Source organism: Demequina sp., assembly GCF_024642165.1.
Classification (GTDB): Bacteria; Actinomycetota; Actinomycetes; order Actinomycetales; family Demequinaceae; genus Demequina.
The window spans coordinates 1-18292 of sequence record NZ_JAHEBP010000041.1 but is presented as its reverse complement, the minus strand read 5'-3'; the positions used below and the strand labels follow the sequence as shown (position 1 = coordinate 18292).

Sequence of the window (18292 nt, the reverse complement as noted above, 5' to 3'; positions counted from 1 at the left end):
CGCCCGCACCGCGGGCGCCGCACCCGAGGAGGGCTGATGTACTCGAATCCCGTCATCAAGGGCACGGCTCCCGACCCCTCGGCGATCCGCGTGGGCGAGGACTACTACCTGGCGACGTCGACGTTCGACATGTTGCCCGGCGTCACCATCTGGCATTCGCGCGACCTGGTGGACTGGCGGGTGGTGGGCCACGCCGTCAGCCGCCCCAGCCAGTACCGCCGTGACGGCGAGCCAGGGCCCATGGTGCTGTTCGCCCCGACCATCCGGCACCACGACGGCATGTTCTACGTGGCCTGCACCAACGCGGTCCCCGGTCAGGGCAACTTCCTTGTCACCACCCGCGACATCACGGGCGAGTGGTCGGACGCGATCTGGATCGACCAGGAGGGCTTCGACCCGAGCCTCTTCCGCGATGACGATGGCACCTGGTACTACACCCGGCGACGCCTCGAGTTCCGGCCCGACGGCGGGCTGGGGCCCATCGTCCAGGCCACCATCGACGTCACCACGGGCGAGCTGGGCGAGGTGCGAGAGATCACCGCGCCACACGGCTTCGCGAGCAACGACATCGAGGGACCGCACCTGTACCGCCGCGGCGACTGGTACTACCTGTGCTCGGCCGAGGGCGGCTCGTGGCGCGGACACATGCAGACCGTCGCCCGCTCGCGTTCGCCCTGGGGACCCTTCGAGGCCTCGCCGCACACGCCGCTGCTCACGCACCGTCACCTGGTGGCGAACCGGATCCAGAGCCTCGGGCACGCCGAGCTGCTCGATGCCGCCGACGGCACCTCGTGGGCCGTCGCGCTCGGGACCCGACACCCGCGGATGGCGCAGCACCACAACGTGGGCCGCGAGGTCTATCTGCTGCCCGTCGAGTGGATCGACGGCTGGCCGGTCGCCGGGGCCGCGGGCGACGGCACCACCAGACTCGAGGTGGACCACCCCACGCCGGCGCCCGCGCCGGGGGCCGGGCCCGACGTGCCCGACACCCTGTGGACACGGCGCTGGCGGACCGTCGGCGCCGCGCCCGCGGGACTGTCCGCGACGGACCCCGACGCGCGCATCGTCCTGCCTGCCGGGGCCGACCCGCGCGCGGCGGGCCGGGCGAGCGGCGATGTGGGGGCCTTGCTGCGCCCGCAGACGGAGGACGATCAGGCCTTCTCCGCGACCGTCGACGTGCCCGGCCCCGGCATCGCGGCAGGCATCGCCGCCTACGCCGACCCCACGCACGCGTACGCCCTCACCGTGTCTCGAGGCTCGTCGGGAGCCACCGTCGTGACTGCCACGCGGACAGTCGACGACATGGTGATGGAGACCAGCGTCGCGGTACCCGGCGCGGGGCCCGTCACACTACGCATCGAGGGACGGGAGACCGCGTACGCGCTGCTCGCCGACGCGGGGGACGGCCCGGTCGAGGTCACGCGGGGCTCCGCACGGTTGCTGTCCGCCGAGGCGTGCCAGTGGTTCGTGGGCGTTCACTGGACGCTGCTCGCCCTCGGGGCGACGGGCTCGGTGGAGTTTCGCGCCGTCACCGTCGAGGACCTCGAGGCTGGCGCCCCCGCGTCGCCCGTGCCGTTCTGACCGGCCGCCGCCCGCGGCGCTTGCCGGGAACGACGAAGGCCCGGACCATGGGTCCGGGCCTTCGTGAAACGTAGCGGGGACAGGATTTGAACCTGCGACCTCCGGGTTATGAGCCCGGCGAGCTACCGAGCTGCTCCACCCCGCGTCGGCTCCACAATGCTACCGGACCGCGGGCCGCTCACCAAATCGCCGCCCGCTCGCTAGGGTCGAGGGCATGAGTGACGACACGACCCCCCCGCAGCCCGGCATGGTGTCCGGCGCCCAGCCCTCCCAGTCGCCAGGATCGGGCCTGATCCCCGGCGCCCAGCAACCCGTGGCGCAGGGGTGGGGAGACGACGACCCACGCGACATCACGGGGCTACCCCTCAAGCGCCCCGCCGCGCTCGGCAAGGCGCTGCTCGGCATCACGGCGGCCTACCTGCTCGCTTCGGTGCTGCTCGCGCTCTTCGCGCAGAGCGACGTCCAGCGCATTCGGGAGAACCTCGACACCGCGTCGCTCAGGACCGAAGCGTCGGTCCTGGTCTCCTTCGCCACGATCCCGGTACTCGTCACGGCCTTCCTCGCGTACGGCATGTGGATGAGCCAGATGCGGAGCAACCGCGAGGCGCTTTCGGGCAGGAAGGCGGGCCTGCGTTCGGTCGAATGGTGGGGCTGGTTCGTGCCGATCGCCTCAGTGGTGCTGGTGCCGCTCGGCGCGCGCAAGATCACCGGCCGCTCCGCCTCACTGGGCGTGCTGTTCGGCTGGTGGATCGCCTGGCTGGTCTCGCAGGCGCTGCTGGGGGCGGCCAACCTCGCCATCGTCTTCTCCATCGACCCCGAGGCCGGCGCAGTCGGCCGACCGGAGTTCCTCGACATGTACCCGACGCTGATGTGGGCGTCCACCGCGGCCCTCGCGGTGTCGTGGGGCTTCCTGTTCGTCTTCGTGCGCCGGGCCACGGAACGCCACGTGAAGGTGTGACCAAGGCCCGAACGGCGTTCGGGCCAACGCGCCGAGGGGCCCCTCACCCGGCTGGGTGAGGGGCCCCTCGGCGTTCCGGAGCCGGAGGCGTCAGGCGGCCGAGATCGCGTCCGTCGGGGACGGCGCGGGCGACGACTCGACCGTGCCGTCCGCACCGGCCGTGGGCTCGGGCGTGGGCGTGACGGTCGAACCTGAGGCTCCGCTCATCTGCGCCTCCGCCGCGATCGCGTCCGCAATGGCCGCCGCCAGGCGGTCCTGCGCCTCGCCGTAGGCGGTGAAGTCACCGGCGGCGAGCGCCTCCTGGCCATCCTGGAGCGCCTGGTTGGCGCGAGCCAGCGCATCGTTCAGCGCCTCCTCGGCGGCCGGGTCCGTGGTGCCGCCGTCGGTGGTGCCGCCATCGGTGGTGCCGCCGTCCGTGGTCCCACCATCGGTAGCGCCCTCGCTCGCGCCCTCGCCGAACACCTGGTCCAGCGCCTGGGGCAGGGTGTCCGCGAAGCCCACCTCGTTGCCGAAGGCCACGAAGACCTTCCGCAACAGGGGAACCCGCGTGCCCTCCTTCGACTGGACGTAGACCGGCTGGACGTAGAGCAGGCCGCCACCCACCGGGAGAGTGAGCAGGTTGCCGTTGATGACGTCGGTCTCTCCCTGGCGCAGCAGGTTCAGCGTGGTCTGCGCGTCGGAGTTCGAGTTGAAGTTGTTCTGCACCTGTCCGGGGCCGGGGATGGTGGTGTCGCGCGGCAGCTCGAGCAGGCGCAGCGTGCCGTAATCCTCATCGACCTGGCCCGCCGCTGAGCCCGTCTCCGAGTTCACCGCCAGGAAGCCCGTCAGGATGTTCCGCGGATCGTTACCGCCCTGGATGAATGTGCTGGTGAGGGAGAACGAGGGATCTTCCTGACCCGGCATCTGCAGCGTGAGGTAGTACGGGGGCTGAAGGCGCGTGTCCGCCGTCGGGTCCGCCGGGTTGCGCCAGAAGTCTTGGCCCGAGTAGAACGACGCCGCGTCGGTGACGTGATAGGTGGTCACCTGGAAGCGCTGGATCGAGAACAGGTCCTCGGGGTAGCGCAGGTGCGACATGAGGTCCGAGCTGATCTCGCTCATCGGCTGGATGGACGCGGGGAACACGTTCTGCCAGGTCTTGATGATCGGGTCCTCGGCGTCCCAGGCGTACAGCGTGACCGAGCCGTCGTACGCGTCGACCGTCGCCTTCACGGAGTTGCGGACGTAGTTGAGGACGGCGCCGCCGGTCGCGGCGGTGGTCGCGTTCTGGGCGAAGATGGTCGTCGACTGGATGGGCGCAGAGTAAGGGAACTGGTCCGTCGTGGTGTAGCCGTCGACCACCCACACGACGCGGCCGTCGACCACCGCCGGGTACGTGGTGGCGTCGAGGTTCAGGTAGGGCGCCACGCGCGACACGCGCTCGATCGGGTCGCGGTAGTACAGGATCTGCGATTCCGGGGTGACGCGGTCGGAGAACAGGAGCTGCTCCTCACCCAGGCGGATGGCGTACATGAGCTTCGCGAACAGGTCGCCGATGCTCGGTCCACCGTCGCCCGTGTAGGTGGTGTTGACCTGCCCGGTCGGCGAGTTGTCGTCCGGGAAGTCGAGCTCCCACGGGGCGGTTCCCTCCGGGGCGCCCACGATCGAGTAGGCAGGCAGCGTGGTGCCGAAGTAGATGCGCGGCTCATAGTCGCCGAGCGCGCCGCTCGAGGGGATGCCGCCCTCGAAGAAGCGGGGCTGGCCGTCCGCCGTGGTGCGGTTTCCATACGCCGCGACCACACCGAAGCCGTGCGTGAACACCGTGTGGTCGTTGACCCAGTTGCGGTTGTCATCGCTCAGGCCGTCCAGGTTGAGTTCTCGGACTGCGATCACCGTGTCCTGCAGCTCGCCGCCGCCGATGTCGTAGCGATCGACGTTCAGGGTTGGCGCGAAGTTGTAGTACTGCTTGTTCTGCTGAAGCTGCTGGAAGGCAGGCGAGACCACGTTCGGGTCCAGCAGGCGGATCTGTGCGGTGGTGTCCGCGTCCGTACGCAGGGCGTCCGCCTCCGCCTCCGTGGTCGCCCGGTAGGGCGTGGTCTCGATCCCGTCGAGGCCGTACGCGAAGCGCGTGGCGTCGATGTTGCGCTGGATGAACGGCGCCTCGAACTCCTGCTCGTTGGGCGACACCTGGAACCGCTGCACGATGGACGGGTAGATGCTGCCGATCGCGATCGCGGACAGCACCATGAGCCCGATGCCGACTGCCGGGATGCGCCAGTCGCCGCGCCAGATGACCACGAGGAACACGAGCGCGACCACCACGGCGATGCCCGCGAGGATGGATCGCGAGGGCAGGATGGCGTTGATGTCGGTGTACGAAGCGCCGTAGAAGCGCTCCTTCGCGTTGGTGAGGAGGCCGAAGCGGTCGAGCCAGTAATTCGCGGCGATCGCGAGCATCACGATCGCGCCGAGCACCGCGAGCTGAATGCGCGCACCCCTCGACGCCACGAAGGATCGGCCGGTTCCCGCGATTCCTCCATAGAGCAGGTGGACGAACGCGGACATGATCGTCGACAGCACGGCGAGCGCAAGGATCAGGGTGACCGCCAGGCGCAGGACGGGCAGGGTGAAGACATAGAACGATGCGTCGAGGCCGAACTGCGGATCCGCGACGCCGAAGGGCTCGTGGTTGAGCCAGGCGACCACGATCTCCCACTGCGACGACACGGCGAGCCCCACGACGAGTCCCACCACGAGCGGCAGCACGATCATCGCGAGCCGCTCCAGCGGGGCGATCTGGTCTCGGATCTGATTGAGCTGGCTCCTGCCGCCGATGCGGGCGGGGCGCACGCGCTTGGCGACCCAGAGGTTGAGCCAGACCACGACGCCTGCCAGCGTGGCGGCGCCGCCGAACAGGACGAGTCGCGCGAGCCACTGGGTCCGCCACACCTCGGTGAAGCCCAGCTGCTGGTACCAGACCACCTCGGTCCAGATATTGGCCGTCGCTATGGCGGCGAGCACCACGGCGCCCAGGACCACGGCGGTGATCGCCATGGGCGAGCGCCGTCGGGGCACGGGTGCGGGCCGCACGGGTCGTGCGGAGCGGTCGTCGTCGAACGTCACAGGGCTTTCCTTCGGTGTCGTGGGGTTACTAGCGTGCCATGGTCAGCATCCGGGGAGCGCTGAGGTGTCCCCCGCGCCGATGCGGGTGACGGCCTCGTACGCGTCGTCAAGGGTCTCGACTGCGACAACGGACAGCCCCTCGGGGATGTTTCCGCGGACGTCGGCGCAGTTCTCGACCGGCGCGAGGAACCATCTGGCGCCGTCGTCGACGGCACCGTAGAGCTTCATCCGGATGCCGCCGATGGGACCCACGTCGCCGCCGGCGTCGATGGTTCCCGTGCCGGCGACGCTGGCGCCGTTCAGCTCGTCGAGCTCCGTGAGCATGTCCATGATCGCCAGCGAGAACATCATTCCCGCGGACGGCCCGCCCACGGAGTCGATCTCGACGGTGACGTCGATGGGCAGGTCGAACGTGGGGTCGATGTACACGCCCACCGCCGCGCCGCCCGCGCCATCGTCCACGGTCAAGAAGGTCTCGCTGAGCGTGACGCCGTCGCGTTCGACGGTCATGGTGATGGGGTCGCCCGGCTGCCGGGTCGCGATCGCCTCCTTCAGCGATGCGTAGCTGGGCACGGGCTCGCCGTCGACGGCCGTCAAGACGTCACCCTTGAGGAGCAGGCCCACGGCGTTCGATCCCTCCACCGTGTCGTACACCACGAGCTCGGCAGGCACGGGGACCCCGAGCGCCTCGAGCGCGGAGACGGTCGCGCTCTCCTGCGAGGTGATCCAATCAGCCTCCGCCTGCTGTTCGACCACGTCCTCCTGGTCGGGCGTGCCGAAAACCTCCTCCTCGGGTACCACGTACTGCCGCGGGGAGGCCCAGCCGGCCAGCACACGGCCGAGGGTGAAGGGCTGGGAGCCTGCTCGCGAGACCGAGACGGTGGTGAGCCTCAGCTCTCCGGTCGAGGCATAGGTGGGCGCGCCCGCGATGGACACGAGCGGCACGCCGTCGACCTCGCCGAGCGTGTCGAAGGTGGGCCCGGCGCCACCGATCGCATAGGGCGAGGGCAGCACCGTGAGGACGGCGATCAGGGCGCTCGTGGCCAACCCCGTGATCGACATCACGGTGCTGCGGCGGCTGGGCGTGACACGGTCCGCCGGCGCTGGGGGCGTCGCCTCGGTCGTCGTCACCCGTCCATTGTCCCCCATGTGCGGGGCGTACCCGCCCCGCATTGCTGGTAGCGAACGCCGATGCGCACGAGGCCGCTCCTTCGTTACCGTGGTGGGAGCACGCACGCCGCGTGCGCGATCGGAGTGAGCGTGAGCGACGAGTCGACGCCGTGGATGCGGCTGCTGCGGGAGCTGTTCGGGGATGACGCCGAACTCGCCCTCGAGGAACTCCGGCGCATGGGCATGGACCCCGAGGCCCTGGCAGCCTCCTCCGGTCTCTCGGCCAGTCCCGCGATGATGGAGCACGTGCTGGGCCAGATCCGGTCCCTCGTGACTCAGTCCGCCGGGGAGGACGTCAACTGGGCCCTCGCGCACGACGTGGCCCGTGGGGTCGCGGCGCAGGGCGGAGATCCGTCCGTGTCCGCGGCGCAGGCGAATGCGCACCGAGCGGCCGTGTCCCGTGCGGAGCTGTGGCTCGATGCCGTCACCGACTTCGACCCGACGCGCCTGGAGCCGCGCATCTGGAGCCGCGCCGAATGGGTGGAGGCCACCCTGCCCACGTGGCGCACGCTGGCCGGCCCGGTCGCCGTCAGCGTCTCGCGAGCGCTGGGCGGGCTGCTCGAGGGATCGAGCGATCTCGAGGACACGCCCGGCGGCATCGACGCGAGCGGACTCATCCGTTCGGTGAGCCCGACCGTCTGCGGCATGCACATGGGTCAGGCCGCGGGCGAGATGGCCACCGAGGCCTTCGGCGCGACGGACCTGGGAATCCCGCTGCTCGCAGAGGCGCGCGTGGTGATGATCCCCTCCGCCATCGCCGAGTTCGCTCAGGGACTCGACATCGACGAGGACGAGGTGCGCACGTTCCTCGCGCTGCGCGAGGCGGCGCACGTGCGCCTGTTCGGCGCGGCGCCGTGGCTGCCCGGGCAGCTCCATACCCTCATCGAGCGCTACTCGCGCGGCATCACGATCGACCTGGACGCACTCGAGGAGGCCGTGCGCGACGCCGGGCTGGGCGACCCCGCCCGGCTCCAGCAGGCGCTGAACCGCGGGATCTTCGCGTCGCACCACACCGAGGAGCAGACGGCCACCCTCGAGTCGATCGAGACCCTGCTCGCCCTCATCGAGGGCTGGGTGGACGACGTGACGATGCGTGCCGGCGCACCTCACCTGCCGGACATCGGCGCGCTCCGCGAGATGATGCGTCGCCGACGCGCGGCGGGCGGGCCCGCCGAGGACACGTTCGCCAATCTCCTCGACCTCGAACTGCGGCCTCGACGCATGCGCGACGCCTCGGCGATGTGGGCCGCTGTGCATGCGCGAATCGGTCACGAGGGCCGCGACGGGGTGTGGTCGCACCCCGACCTCCTGCCCTCATCGGAGGACCTCGGGAACTGGGAGGCATGGGTCGCGGCGTACGTCGCGCGCGGCGAAGGGGACGACGTGGACCGTGAACTCGAGCGGCTGCTCGGGTCGGACGACGCGTAAGGTATCCCGGGACCGCGAGGCGACACCCGCACCAGTAGGCGCAAAAACGCGCCTCGCGCGTCTACTCTGGGTGACCAAGGGCCCATCGTGGCCCGCAGACGTGCGGCGCTTTCCGCCGCGCCAACGAGAGAAGGAGAGCCGAATGGCTGACAAGTACTCGGGCGAGTTCTACTGCGTGAAGTGCAAGGAGAAGCGCGAGACCGAGGGCGACGTCGTCGTCTCGGAGAACGGCCGTCGCATGGCGAAGGCCATCTGCCCGGTGTGCGGCACCAAGCTGAACCGCATTCTCGGCAAGGCGTAGAGCCAGACGAGCTTCACGAAGGGCCGGCTCCGCCAGGGGCCGGCCCTTCGCGCGTCCGGGACCGTGCATCGTGCCTGTGGACAGGCGCCGTGCGGACGCCGGGACGTGCCACCGTGGACCCATGCCTCTCCCCGACACCCGATCTCCGCTCTGGCGCGGCGACGGAACGTCCCAGGCGGCCCTGTCCGTGGTGGCCGCACCGGGCCCGGCGCTCACCGGCCTCGCGATACGCGTGCGCGGCCTGACGGCGACCGGGGTGTGCGCCGCTGAGGCCGCGACGCGGGCGGGCGCGACGCGCCTGAGCCTGGTCGACGACGCCTGGAGCGATGCCGAGGACCACGCGCTCCCGCCCGCTGCTCGTGGCTCGCGGGCCCGGCGCACCGCCCGGCTGGTCGGGGAGTTGCGCCCCGATCTGACGCTGGATCTCGACACGACGCGGGCCGTCGACGGCGAGATCGTGGTCGCCTTCGGAAGCGTGGCGCCGCCCGTCGCACACTTGCTCGCCGTGGAGGACCGGCCCCACGTTGCGGTGCTCGTCGACGAGTCGGGCGCGCTCGTGCTCCCGGTGGTGCCGGGCGAGTCCGCATGCCTCCGATGCCGCGACGTGGCGCTCACTCAGGCGGACCCCGCCTGGCCGGTGCTCGCGCGCCAGTGCGAGGCGCGCGCCCCCGTCACGGATCCGCTCTGCGCGGCGGTGGCGGGCGCGCTCGCCGCAGCATCGCTGGCGGTGCTGCTCGGTGGCGGCCGCGCTCTCGCGTGGCGGGTGGAGGGCGGCCTGCCGTCGCGGGCCGCCGTCGCGGCGCACGAGGCATGCGGGTGCGAAGCGGCCCGCCGATCGGCCGCGTGAGCCCACGGCGGTCAGTGCTCCGCGACGATCTCCAGGATCGCAAGCCCGTACTTGTCGAGCTTCGACGCGCCCACGCCGCTGACGCGCGCGAGCTCTCCTAGCGTGCCGGGCCGGTCGCGCGCAATCTCGACCAGCGACGTGTCGACGAGCACCGTGAACGCGGGCTTCGAGTCCGCCTGCGCGGTCTCGAGGCGCCAGCGCTTCAGAGACTCGAAGAGCCGCACCTCTTCCGGGCCGAGCTCCGCGAGCTTCGCGGACGTCGACTGTCGGGCAACGCGCGCCGGCCGCGCGTCCGGCCACTGGGCCTCGAGGAAGCGCGTACGCCTGCGCGTCGCCTTGCCCCCCGCCTTGCGGGAGCGCGCGAAGCTCAACGCGAGATGCTCGCGCGCCCGGGTGATCGCGACGTACAGAAGGCGGCGCTCCTCCTCGAGCGCCTCGTCCGTCTCCGCAAGGCTGATGGGCAGCAGGCCCTCGGAGCAGCCGACGATGAACACCGCGTCCCACTCCAGCCCCTTCGCCGCGTGCATCGTGGTCAGGGTGACGCCGTCGACCGCGGGTGCATGCTGCGCCTGCGCGCGTTCGGCAAGGTGATCGACGAACTCCCGCACGGTCGCCTCCCCTCCGGCGTCAGACGCGATGTCGTCGGCGAGATTGACGAGCGCCTGCAGCGCATCCCACCGCTCCCGCACCGCACCCCTCGCCGCGGGGGGCTGCTCGGCCCAGCCGAGCTCCCCCAGCGTGTCCCGCACGCGTTCCCCCAGCGGGCGATCGTCGGGAGCCACCGCCGCGCCGCGCAGCAGCACGATCGCGCGGCGCACCTCGTCGCGGGAGAAGAACCTCTGGCCGCCGCGCACCAGGTAGCCGATGCCGCGCTCGGCGAGGGCCTCCTCGAGCGCCTCGGACTGGCTGTTGGCGCGGTAGAGCACCGCGATCTCTCCCGCGGGCACGCCGGAGGCGATGAGCGCCTCGACGCGGCCCGCGACCCCGTTGGCCTCCGCCTCGTCATCGTCATAGGCGCGATAGTCGGGCGCCGGTCCCGACGGCCGCTGCGCCACCAATTCGACGCCCGCGCCCGCGGACCCGCGCCTGCGCATCAGCTCGTTGGCGAGACGTACCACCTGCGGCGTCGAGCGGTAGTCCCGGACCAGGCGCACCTGCGTCGCGTCGGTGTAGGTACGCGCGAACTCGAGCAGATGGCGCGGCGTGGCGCCCGCGAACGAGTAGATGGTCTGCGCGGGGTCGCCCACCACGCACAGCTCGCGCCGGCCGCCGAGCCACTGCTCGAGCAGGAACTGCTGCAGCGGGGAGACGTCCTGGTACTCGTCGACCACGAAGTGTCGATACTGGCGGCGGATCTGATCGCCCACCTCGGCGTGACGGCCGATCATGTCCGCGAGCAACAGCAGGATGTCCTCGAAGTCGATCGCCACCGCGTCCGTCTTCGCCTCCTCGTACGCCCGCATCACGTCCTGGACATGTGCAGGGTTCAGTCCCGCGGGCGTGGGCCTGCCCTCGCGCGCAATGCGAGCCGGATAGTCCGCCGGGTCGACCAGCGACACCTTCGCCCACTCGATCTCCGAGGCAAGGTCCCGCACGGTCAGCCGGTCCGGCTGCAGGCCGGCGTCGCGAGCCGCGCGGCCCACAATCGCGGCCTTCTGCTCGAGAATCTGAGGGACCTGCCCGCCCACCACCTCGGGCCAGAAGTAGCTGAGCTGGCGCAACGCCGCCGCGTGGAACGTGCGCGCCTGGACACCGTCGACTCCGAGCCCCCGCAATCGCTGCCGCATCTCCCCCGCGGCCCGCGCGGTGAAGGTCACCGCGAGCACCGACGTGGGGTTGTAGGCGTTGACCCGCACGCCATACGCGATGCGGTGGGTGATGGCGCGCGTCTTCCCGGTCCCGGCGCCCGCGAGCACGCAGACCGGACCGTGGAGCGCGGTAGCCACCTCGCGCTGTTCCGGGTCGAGGGCCTCGAGGATCTGGTCTGCTGACATCGCCGTCATTGTGTCAGGCGCATCGGACAGCGTGGCGCCTCAGACGTCGACGTGAGCCTCCGGCACCGCCTCGGGGAGCAGACCTCCGTACCAGTCCTCGAGCATCCGCCGCGCCACGGAACCCTTGGGCGCCAGCACCATCTGCCCGTCGCGGACCAGCGCATCGAGCTCCTCGCGGCTCACGAAGCGCGCCTCGGAGATCTCGTCGCCGTCGACATCGGCGGCCGTGTGCTCGGTGCTGGCGCGGAACGCCACCATCACCGATGCGGGAAACGGCCACGGTTGCGAGCCGAGGTACGCGAGGCCCGTGAGGGTGATCCCCGCCTCTTCGCCCACCTCCCGGTGCACGGCCTGCTCGAAGGTCTCGCCGGGCTCGACGTAGCCGGCGAGGTGGGAGAACCGGCGGGGCGACCAATGCGTGGCGTGCGCGAGCAGCAGCCTGTCCTCCGGATCCGTGATGGCCACGATGACCGCCGGATCCGTGCGGGGGTAGTGCTCGCGTGCGTCGCGCGGGCAGCGACGCACCCATCCGCCCTGCGCGGCGACCGTGGGATCCCCGCAGAGCGAGCACCGTGGATGGTTGGAGTGCCAGTTCGCGATGGCGATCGCCGTGGTGGCGAGCTCGTGGTCACGCGCGCCGTCGGCGCCGCCGTCCCAGAACCCGGCGAGCAGATCGCGTAGCCCCACCATCCGCTCGCCGCCGATGCCGTCGTGCTCCGACCCGTAGGACGGATCCGCAGGCACGAGCGCGACGATGTCGCGCTGGCCCTCGCGGCCGAGGTAGACGCGCAGGTCCGCCGCCGGCTGGACACCCGGCGCGAGCTCGACAAGCCGGCCTCCGGCGGCGAGCACCCGCCCGTCGCGAACCACGATCGCGTCGCAGGCCGCCAGGTCCACCGCGTCGCGGCGCTCGGCCGCCCGATCGACCAGCATCGGCTCGTCCAGCGGCCAGGGATTTCTCACGTTTCCACCGTACCCGAGCCCCGAACTCCGAACTCCGAGGCCAGGTGCCGGGATCGACCCGAATCGTGGCGCTGAGTCTCGGAGTTCGGGGGGCGGGCGGCGGGAGGGGGTGGGCGGGGGGGTGGGGGGCGGTCCGCGGTGCGCAGCGTCCCTGCACACGTGCGGCGTGGAGCGTGGCGCGGCCGCCCCGTTGGCTCTACCGTGAGGGCGTGCCCCGTTCACCGCTCGCGCTCGCCGCACTGGCGTCCGTCGCCGTGCCAGGTCTCGATGTGTACGACGTGCTCCGCAGCCCGCATGCGGACGCGGACTTCGAGGTGGTGGTGGTCAAGGACTCGACCGGCAGGCGGTGGATCGTGCGCGCGCCGCTCCGCGCCGCCGCAGGTGCGGCGCTGGAGGCCGAGAAGGGCCTGCTCGGTGCTCTCGGCCGCGCGCAGGAGGCGGGACTCGTGTCGTTCGCGGTGCCGCACCCGGTGGGCGCCGTCGAGCTCGGACGGGACGAGGGCCGAGCCGTGGTCTACACCGAGGTACGCGGGGCCCAGCTGATGCTCGCGGCGCTGCAGCCGGGACCGGGGCTGGCCGCCTCGGTGGGCCGGTCCCTGGCGGAGATCCACGAGCTGCCGATCGCCGTGGTCGAGGACCAGGGATTGCCCTCGTACACGGCCGAGCAGTACCGCGAGCGCCGGCTCGCCGAGCTCGACGCCGGGATTCAGACCGGGAAGGTGCCGCCGCGCCTCGCAGACCGGTGGGAGCACCAGCTCGAGAACGTGTCCTGGTGGCGCTTCGACCCGACCGTGGTTCACGGCGACATGGGCGAGCACCAGCTGTTCGTCGCAGACGGCTCGGTGTCCGGGATCGTCGACTGGATGGACGCGCGCGTCGCGGACCCGGCGGATGACCTCGCCTGGCTGGTCGCGGCCGCATCCGAGGACGTGCTCGACTCGGTGGTCGAGGCGTACACCGTCGGGAGGCGCGAGATGCGGGATCCGCACCTGCTCGACCGCGCCCGACTCGCCTCGGAGATGGCGCTCGTGAGGTGGCTGATGTACGGGGTTCGCACGGACAACGCCGATGTGGTCGCGGACGGCGAGGGCATGCTCGCCGACCTCGAGGCCATGCTCTTCGAGGACTAGCCGGGCGGGGCGGCGTCCGACGTGAGCAGCGCCTCGATCTCGGGGCGCGTGAGCAGACGCTCGGGACGCACCGTCACGCCGTCGCGGACGTAATGGAACGCCGCGTCCACCTCCTCGAGGGGGACCCCGGTCCACTCCGCCCACGCGAGCCGGTAGACCGCCAACTGCACCTCGCGGGCAGCACGCTCCTCGGCGTCGCGGGGGGCGCTCCCGGACTTCCAGTCGACCACCGTCACGCGATCCAGGCCCGCGCCGGCGGGGAACACCGCGTCGATGCGCGACCGCACCGTCACGCCCGCCACGGGGACTTCGACGTCGACCTCGACGTGGCTGGGCGCGCGGGACGCCCATGCGGAGCGGGCGAAGGCGTCCTTGAGCCCATCGAGATCGTGCTCATCCTCGCCGGGGCCCAGGTCGTCGAGGTCGATCAGCGGCGTGTGCCCGTACTGCGACTCGATCCACGCGTGGAGGAGGCTGCCGCGGCGTGCGGCCGAGGTGGGCTGGGCCGGAAGCGGCCGCCGCAGCTGCGCGGTGAAGGCGTCGCGGTCGCGACGCAGCGCCACCAGCGCGGAGGTCGACAGGTGCGCGGGCATGGCTACGTCTCCCACGCCGGTGTCGCGCTCGTTGCGCTCCGCGAGCATCGCCACGATCTCCGCCCCGAGCGGGAGCGCGTCCCAGCCGTCCTCGCGCCCTCCGCGGCCCTCGCGATCCGTGGCGTTCCCCGGTACCTCCAGCGCGGCGAGCACCTCGCCCGCCAGTGCCCTGCGCGCCGCCTGAGCGTCGGTGGGCGCGGGTGGCCAGGGCGCCCGCACGGGCTCCGTCTCGGGAGCATCGGCATCGTCGGGCCGCGGCGCCCACGCCGCGTCGGACAGCAGACCCCCATCGACGAGCTCACGCAGGAACAGCGAGGGCGTACGCACGGTCCGGCCCCCCGTCCGCCACGAGGATGACAGCAGCACATGTGAACGGGCCCGGGTCACCGCCACGTAGAAGAGGCGCCGCTCCTCGGCGATCCGGTGCTCGCCGCATCGCCGCTCGAACTCCTCGAGACTCACCGCGAGGGAAGCGTGGTCCGCGGCGCCACGCCAGTCCCAGCCGGGAAGGTCGTCGCGGTCGAGGCGCAGCTCATACGGAAGCTCGACGTCGCGTCCCCGCCACCCGGCGTCGGAGTAGTACGCGCGACGACTCGACGGCTCACCGACCGAGGGGAAGTGCCCATCGACCAGGCCCGGGACGGCCACCACGTCCCATTCCAGGCCCTTCGCGGCGTGCACCGTGAGAACCTGGACCGCGCCGGGCTCGGGCTCCTTGACCGGCAGCTCGAGCCCGCTCTCCTCGCTGCGCGCGGCCTCGAGCCAGGCCAGGAACGCGCCGAGGGTCGCACGCTCCGCACTGGCGGCGAACTGGCGGGCGGCGTCGATGAACGCGTCGACATTGCGCGCGCCACGGCCGTCGGGCCGCGCGACCGCGGCCTCGATGTCGAGCCCCCATGCGCGCTCGGCGGCGAGCACCAGCTCGGGGAGGGACAGGTAGGTCCGCGTGCGCACGGCATCCACCGCGGATTGCAGGGCGCCCACGCGCAGCCGCGCCGCGGCGCCGAGCGCGCGCCCGTCGTGCGACCGCCACGAGGCCGGAGGGGGCGTCGCGATCGCGTCGACGATGCTCGCCTCGGCCTCGCGCGTGGCCCGAGGGCCCGCGAGTTCCCGCGCCCAGTCGTAAAGCGCCGCGAGATCCCGCACCCCGAGCGCGAGGCGCTCCGAGGTGAGAATCCGCATCGCCGAGTCTCCCCGCGACGGATCGTGCGCGATCTCGAGAAGGGCGACCAGGTCCGAGACCTCCGGGGTGTCGACCAGGCCTCCGAGCCCCACCACCTCGTAGTCAACGCCTGCGCGGATCAACGCTTCGACCACCGGTGCGAACTGCGCGCGACGGCGGCACAGGATCGCGGCCGTGGGCGCGGCGGGCGTCGAGTCAAGCTCGGCGAGGCGTGCCCGCACGTAGTCCACCGCCGCGTCGGCCTCCGCGAGGTGATCCTGAGTCACCATGGACTCGACCGCGGGGGCGCTCCGCGAAGGCTCGGCGTCACCGAGGTGCTCGGCGCGGGAGCGCAGGGGCCGGACCTCCACGCGGGATGCCTCGCGCAGGGGCGCCGACGCCGCGTTGGCGACGGCGAGCACCGCGCCCTCGTTGCGCCATGACACCGACAGGCTGGCCTGACTCACCTCGCGCCCGTGCGAGAACGCCTCCACGAACATGGGCAGCGCGCTCTCGGAGGCACCGCGGAAGCCGTAGATCGCCTGATGCGGGTCGCCCACGGCCATCACGTGGTGGCCGGCGCCGAACAGCGTCGAGAACAGGCGCAGCTGCCCTGGGGACGTGTCCTGGAACTCGTCGAGCAGGATCGCTCGATACCGCCCGCGCTCGACCGCCTGGACGGCGGGGAGACGCGCGAGCTGGGCGCCGAAGGCGACCTGATCGGCGAAGTCGAGCTGCGAGGCGTCGCGCTTGCGGCGCTGGAACTCGCCGACCAGGTCCGCGATCGAGGCGAGAGTCCGCAGGCGTCCCAGCCGCTTCGCGTGATCGTTGGGCGTGCCGGTACGGGTTGTCATCGGACCCGGGGCACGATCCCCGGCGGACTTGGGTAGCTCCTCGAGCGCCGAGCGCGCTGCCAGTGCCCACTCGCGCAACTCTTCCGGGGTGCGATCGTGATCCCGCAACTGTGCCGCGAGCCGGGCGATGGACGACGTCACGGTGCTCACGGCCGAGTCCGTGTCGAGATCGCCCGTCCAGCTCGACACCACCTCATCCGCGAGCTGCCAGAGCGCCGCCGCGCTCAGGGTGGTGGCGTCGGGGTCGATGCCGAGTCGTAGCCCGTGCTCGGCGACCAGCTGGGCGGAGTAAGCGTTGTAGGTGGACACCGAGGCGGGGGGCCGCGACGCGTCGACGCCGAAGGCCGCGGCGATCCTGCTCTCGGCACGTTCGGCGATCTCTGCCGCCGCCTTGCGCGTGAAGGTGAGGCACAGGATCTCGTCGGGGCTGATGGGCGCGCCGAACAGCCGCTCCGCGTTGTCGAGCAGGTAGACGATGCGCAGCGACAGGGTCTCCGTCTTTCCGGAGCCCGCGCCCGCGACCACGAGCATGGGGTCGAGGCCGGCCGCGACCACCCTCGCCTGCTCGCCGGTGGGCGGCCGGCCCGGCGTGATGACCCGAGCGAGCTCCCCGACGTCGCGGCCTCGTCCCCTCACCAGGCCATCCTGAAGGACGTCCCGGCGATCCCCGCCCGTGCTCATGAGTCAGTCACCTGCCTGCCGCTGGGCCACGCGGGACACGAGCGGCGCACCGGGCACGAGCCGCACCGGTCGTTGGTGATCGCCTCGAAGGTCGCGCCGGCCATGGTCTCGACGGCGTCCGCCAGGCGCTGCCGCTGGCGGTCGACGTCGATGGCGGGCTGTGCACGCTCGGACGCACCCTGCGTGTCACCTCCCACGAACACGAGCGCCGCGCCCGTGGCCCCCGAGACCCCGGCGAAGCCGCCGTGGTCCGCGGCCAGCTGGTACATCGCGAGTTGCGCGTGATCCTCGGCCTTGGCCTTCGAGACGGGCGCGCCCGTCTTGAGATCGACGATGCGGGCGGCGCCGTCGCTGATCTCGACACGGTCCGCGCTGCCCGCGACCACGGCGCGTCCGATCGCCACCGCGAAGGGCTGTTCCACGCGCACCTCCGCCGCGCCCACACCCGCGACGTAGGCGGCCAGTCGCCGCACCATGGCATCGGCCCGCTCCCGCATCACGCGGTCCGGCCACGTGTCCGTCCCCGCGATGTCCGCCCACCGCTCGTCCAGAGCCGCCGCGAGCTGCGCGTGCGTGCCGGCCGGGAGCTCGGCGGCGATCTCGTGGACCAGCGTGCCGAGGCTCTGCTTGTCCGTGCTGGCCGCCGTGCCGCCCACCGTCTCGAGCGCCCACCGGAGCGGGCAGGCCTCGAGCGACTCGAGCCGCGACGGGGAGACGCGCACCTGCTGGTCCGGCTCCCACATGCCGACGTCCGACGATGGCGGGGCGACCCCGTGCCAGGCTGCGGGGTGCGCGCCGGCGACACGCCTGCGGGCCAGCCGCGCGAGCACCTCGACGTGCGCCGCCCGGGCCTCGCCGGTCGCCGGAGCCGCCGCCGCGCGCACCGCCGCGACCGCGGACCGGAGATCGGACACGCGCCGTGCGGAGTCGGCCTGCGTGGGCGTCACCCCCGCGGCCTCCGCTACCCACGTGACGAACCGTGCGGGGCGCGAATCCTCCCCGTCCACGCACGTGAGGATCAGCCGCCTCCGTGCCCTCGACACCGCGACCGCGAACGCGCGGGTCTCATCGTCGAGCACGGCCCGCCGGGTGGACCGCGCCCACTGTGCGCGGGCGTGCTCCGGCAGCGGGACCGCATCGGCACGGCCCGCGAGGATCTCGGCCAAGTGCTGCGCGCCGAGCACCGCGTCGCGGAGCCGGGTGTCGGGCCAGACCCCCTCCTCCAGGCCGGCGACCACCACCACGTCCCATTCGCGCCCCGCCGCCGACGCCGGGGTGCAGAACGACACCGCGTCGAGGAGCCGCGCGCGGGCGCCCAACGAATCCGCCGCGAAGTCCTGCCCCTCGAGGTGGTCGATGAAGGACTCCACCGAGGCGGAGGGCATGCGCTCGACGTACACCTGGGCGGCGCGCATGAGGGCCACCACGGCGTCGAGGTCGGCGTCGTCGCGAGCCGATCCCGCGAGCGCGGCGGCGCGCCAACCGTCCGCGACACCCAGCGCGCCCCACACCGCCCACGCGACGGTCGCCG

At 72.2% G+C, this 18292-nt stretch carries 12 protein-coding genes and 1 tRNA gene; 6 read left to right on the top strand and 7 right to left on the bottom strand.

What is annotated here, in order from left to right; all coding sequences use genetic code 11:
* On the top strand, positions 1-1581 hold a 1581-nt coding region (locus tag Q0L54_RS05605; RefSeq protein ID WP_296666115.1), incomplete at its 5' end, for a glycoside hydrolase family 43 protein.
* A 71-nt stretch (positions 1582-1652) separates the two neighbouring features.
* Here Q0L54_RS05605 and Q0L54_RS05600 read toward each other — a convergent pair.
* Positions 1653-1726 (bottom strand) — tRNA-Met (locus Q0L54_RS05600).
* A 69-nt stretch (positions 1727-1795) separates the two neighbouring features.
* Here Q0L54_RS05600 and Q0L54_RS05595 point away from each other — a divergent pair.
* Positions 1796-2539, top strand: coding sequence for a DUF4328 domain-containing protein (locus Q0L54_RS05595; protein WP_296666114.1), 744 nt, complete (start codon positions 1796-1798; stop codon positions 2537-2539).
* A 90-nt stretch (positions 2540-2629) separates the two neighbouring features.
* Here Q0L54_RS05595 and Q0L54_RS05590 read toward each other — a convergent pair whose 3' ends face one another.
* Together Q0L54_RS05590 and Q0L54_RS05585 are read right to left on the bottom strand one after the other, a co-directional pair.
* Positions 2630-5638, bottom strand: coding sequence for a UPF0182 family protein (locus Q0L54_RS05590; protein ID WP_366937939.1), 3009 nt, complete (start codon positions 5636-5638; stop codon positions 2630-2632).
* Positions 5639-5680: 42 nt separating this feature from the next.
* Entirely contained in the window at positions 5681-6769 is a 1089-nt protein-coding gene (locus Q0L54_RS05585) for a S16 family serine protease (protein WP_296666113.1), read from the bottom strand.
* A 129-nt stretch (positions 6770-6898) separates the two neighbouring features.
* Here Q0L54_RS05585 and Q0L54_RS05580 point away from each other — a divergent pair, with 129 nt between their 5' ends.
* From Q0L54_RS05580 to Q0L54_RS05570, 3 genes are all read left to right on the top strand, one after another.
* On the top strand, positions 6899-8236 hold the full coding sequence (locus tag Q0L54_RS05580) for a zinc-dependent metalloprotease (RefSeq protein ID WP_296666112.1): 1338 nt from the start codon (positions 6899-6901) through the stop codon (positions 8234-8236).
* A 142-nt stretch (positions 8237-8378) separates the two neighbouring features.
* Entirely contained in the window at positions 8379-8537 is a 159-nt protein-coding gene (locus Q0L54_RS05575) for a DUF5679 domain-containing protein (protein ID WP_296666111.1), read from the top strand.
* A gap of 121 nt (positions 8538-8658) precedes the next feature.
* On the top strand, positions 8659-9384 hold the full coding sequence (locus Q0L54_RS05570) for a hypothetical protein (RefSeq protein ID WP_296666110.1): 726 nt from the start codon (positions 8659-8661) through the stop codon (positions 9382-9384).
* Between the two features lie 11 nt (positions 9385-9395).
* On the opposite strand, the gene Q0L54_RS05565 is transcribed toward Q0L54_RS05570, so the two are convergent.
* On the bottom strand, positions 9396-11378 hold the full coding sequence (locus Q0L54_RS05565; RefSeq protein ID WP_296666109.1) for an ATP-dependent helicase: 1983 nt from the start codon (positions 11376-11378) through the stop codon (positions 9396-9398).
* Positions 11379-11417: 39 nt separating this feature from the next.
* Positions 11418-12341 carry an NAD(+) diphosphatase gene (nudC, locus tag Q0L54_RS05560; protein ID WP_296666108.1) on the bottom strand — a complete coding sequence of 308 codons (924 nt, stop codon included), beginning with the start codon at positions 12339-12341 and terminating at the stop codon, positions 11418-11420.
* Positions 12342-12550: 209 nt separating this feature from the next.
* Here nudC and Q0L54_RS05555 point away from each other — a divergent pair, with 209 nt between their 5' ends.
* Positions 12551-13471, top strand: a complete 921-nt coding sequence (locus Q0L54_RS05555) for a phosphotransferase (RefSeq protein ID WP_296666107.1) — start codon at positions 12551-12553, stop codon at positions 13469-13471.
* On the opposite strand, the gene Q0L54_RS05550 is transcribed toward Q0L54_RS05555, so the two are convergent.
* Entirely contained in the window at positions 13468-16716 is a 3249-nt protein-coding gene (locus Q0L54_RS05550) for an ATP-dependent DNA helicase (protein ID WP_296666106.1), read from the bottom strand. The genes Q0L54_RS05555 and Q0L54_RS05550 overlap by 4 nt on opposite strands.
* A gap of 41 nt (positions 16717-16757) precedes the next feature.
* On the bottom strand, positions 16758-18292 hold a 1535-nt coding region (locus Q0L54_RS05545; RefSeq protein WP_296666105.1), incomplete at its 5' end, for a UrvD/REP family ATP-dependent DNA helicase.